This window comes from Mycobacterium sp. TH-M106 (assembly GCF_057473765.1).
This window is the reverse complement of record NZ_JBYCLE010000301.1, coordinates 1-2,188: the sequence shown is the minus strand read 5'-3', so window position 1 is coordinate 2,188 and position 2,188 is coordinate 1. Positions and strand designations below refer to the sequence as shown.

Below are 2,188 nucleotides of genomic sequence, written 5' to 3'. Positions count from 1 at the left end.
TTGTTGCCGATGCGCTCGTCAATCACACTGCGCTGTGGTGAAGCACAATGCCGCTTCCTGCCCGAATCCTCATCAACGACCTCCGCTCACGCCGCAGCTTCATCCCTTCTGCCGTCGACCGACACGACGAACCTAACGCGTGGGTGTGGGAATCACAGGCCGGCGAGAGCGCGTTCGACGTCTGCAAGGAGGTCATCGGTGTCCTCGATGCCTACTGAGATGCGCGCGAATCCGTCCTCCACGAGGTCTCCCCAGCGGGCACGGCGATCGACGGAGGTGCGGATGCCGCCGAAGCTGGTAGCCGCGATCAGTAACTCGCTCCTCCGCACAAGGGCGTGCACGGCGGCGGCGTCGGCCAGTTCGACAGACGCCAGGCCACCGAATCTACGCATCTGCGCGGCGGCCACGGGATGCGCGGGGTCCGTGGGAAGCCCCGGATAGCGCACCGCTTGCACACTCGGATGGTCCCGCAGCATCGTCGCCAGCGCCTGCGCGTTGTGGCATTGGCGCTCGAAGCGCAATCCGGCGCTACCTAAGTGGTCTTACCCGTTAATTCGTCTGGGGTCATGCGGCAGCGGTGTAGTGGTCGATCCTGGTGAGTTGTTGGTGGAGGTCGGCGCTGGTGTATCGCCAGCGGAATGGTTCGGCGGCGCTGGTGTAGCAGTCCTGGAATGCTGCCAGGCGTTGCTCGATGGCGGCCAGGTCGGGGAAGTCGTTGGGGGTGAGCACTTTCCGCTGGACGATGGAGAAGTAGATCTCGACCTGGTTGAGCCAGGAGGCGTGCACGGGGGTGTGGATCATGACCGCATTCGGGTAGCGGGCGCTGAGCCGGTCGATCGCGGCGGTGCCGCGGTGAGAGGAGCCGTTATCGACGATGAAGAACACCCGCGTGGCCGACGCGTAGGGCTGGCTGGTCATGACCTGGTCGACCAGCCGGGTGAACGCCTTGATGCCGGTGGAGGTCTCGCAGCGACCGAATACCCGGGCCTGGTGCACGTCGTAGGCGGCCAGATATGCCAGCGCGCCGCGGCGATGGTAATCGTGATTAACCCGCATCGGGTGGCCCGGCCGGGTCGCCACGGTGCGGTGGCACCGGTCGCGGGCCTGGATCGAGGGTTTCTCGTCGGCGGAGATCACGTACTCATCGGCCCCCAGTGCGGTGCCCTGATAGCTGCGGGCGTACAACTCGAGCACAACGGCGGCTTTGGCCTCGAAGTCGGGGTCGCGCACGAAGATCCACGACCGGTGCTGCCATGGTTTGAGCGCATCGTGGTCCAGCCAGCGCCGCACCGTGGACACCGATGCCGTGATGCCGTCGCGGCGCAGCTGGGCGGCCAGTTCCGCAGCACTCCACCGCGACAGTGGCACATCGTGTTCGGCGGGCAGCGCGCACGCCCAGGCGGTGACTTTGGCCCGATCAGCGCCGGTGTAGATCGGTGGGCGTCCCGGGCGCGGTGCATCGGCGAGGCCCTCGATGCCCTTGCCGGCGAACCGGGCTCGCCACTTGCGCGCGGTGTCCACGCAGATGCCCAGCTCCTCGGCGATCGCCGCGTTCGCCGTGCCGTCGGCCGCCAGCAACACGATCATCGCGCGCAGCACCAGTTTTTGTGGTGTGGCCCCGGCGCGCACCCAACGGTTGAGGGCGTCGCGGTCTTGGGCGCTCAGCGTGATCCGGTGAGGGCTGACCATCACCATGCCCCGACCCCAGACCGGCGATCACATCCATCACTCATGCCCCAACCGTCACATTCGGACGGGTCACGGGCCGGTCACGACACGCCGATGACCGGCCCGCGCCACCCTGATCGGGCACCATCGAAGCCATGCCGAAACCGCCGCCGGAATCCACCAAGAATTCCCTGCGCTGGAAGCTACGCGAACATGCCAGCACCCGGTGGCCGCAGCTGACCGCGATCACCACCCGATTCCGCGGCCAATTCGCCTACGTCGACGCCGCCGTGGCCGACCAGTCCGTCATGCCGTTGATGCGGCTGCGCTACAACGGCTCGGCCAGCATCTGGGGATTCGCCATCTACCTGGCCAGCCGCGACAAATACGAAGACTCATTCCTGCCCAACGGAACCCCCGCGGGCACCCCCGAAGAAGCCCTCGACTGCGCCTGCGGCCTCTACCTCGGCGACCCCACCGCCTGGCAACAACCCCCGACGAATTAACGGGCGAGACCACT

2 protein-coding genes and 1 pseudogene are annotated in these 2,188 nt (G+C 66.8%); 1 reads left to right on the top strand and 2 read right to left on the bottom strand.

All coding sequences use genetic code 11. From position 1 onward, the window contains the following. Positions 1 to 152: 152 nt before the first annotated feature. Together AC2VOP_RS10430 and AC2VOP_RS10425 are read right to left on the bottom strand one after the other, a co-directional pair. Positions 153 to 536 (bottom strand): annotated as a pseudogene (locus tag AC2VOP_RS10430) (PLP-dependent transferase); the annotation flags it as partial. Between the two features lie 28 nt (positions 537 to 564). After that, a complete protein-coding gene (locus AC2VOP_RS10425; RefSeq protein WP_486960888.1) occupies positions 565 to 1,695 on the bottom strand; it encodes an IS630 family transposase in 1,131 nt (376 codons plus the stop codon). Positions 1,696 to 1,823: 128 nt separating this feature from the next. Between AC2VOP_RS10425 and AC2VOP_RS10420 the strand changes: the two genes are divergently transcribed. Beyond that, positions 1,824 to 2,174: a hypothetical protein gene (locus AC2VOP_RS10420; RefSeq protein WP_486960887.1), complete on the top strand. Its 351-nt coding sequence runs from the start codon at positions 1,824 to 1,826 to the stop codon at positions 2,172 to 2,174. The last annotated feature ends 14 nt before the right edge of the window (positions 2,175 to 2,188 follow it).

What these genes read in the sequence shown, in the direction of transcription:
- AC2VOP_RS10425 (WP_486960888.1), bottom strand. Translation starts at nt 1,695, where the DNA reads ATGGTGATGGTCAGCCCTCACCGGATCACGCTGAGCGCCCAAGACCGC.
- AC2VOP_RS10420 (WP_486960887.1), top strand. Translation starts at nt 1,824, where the DNA reads ATGCCGAAACCGCCGCCGGAATCCACCAAGAATTCCCTGCGCTGGAAG.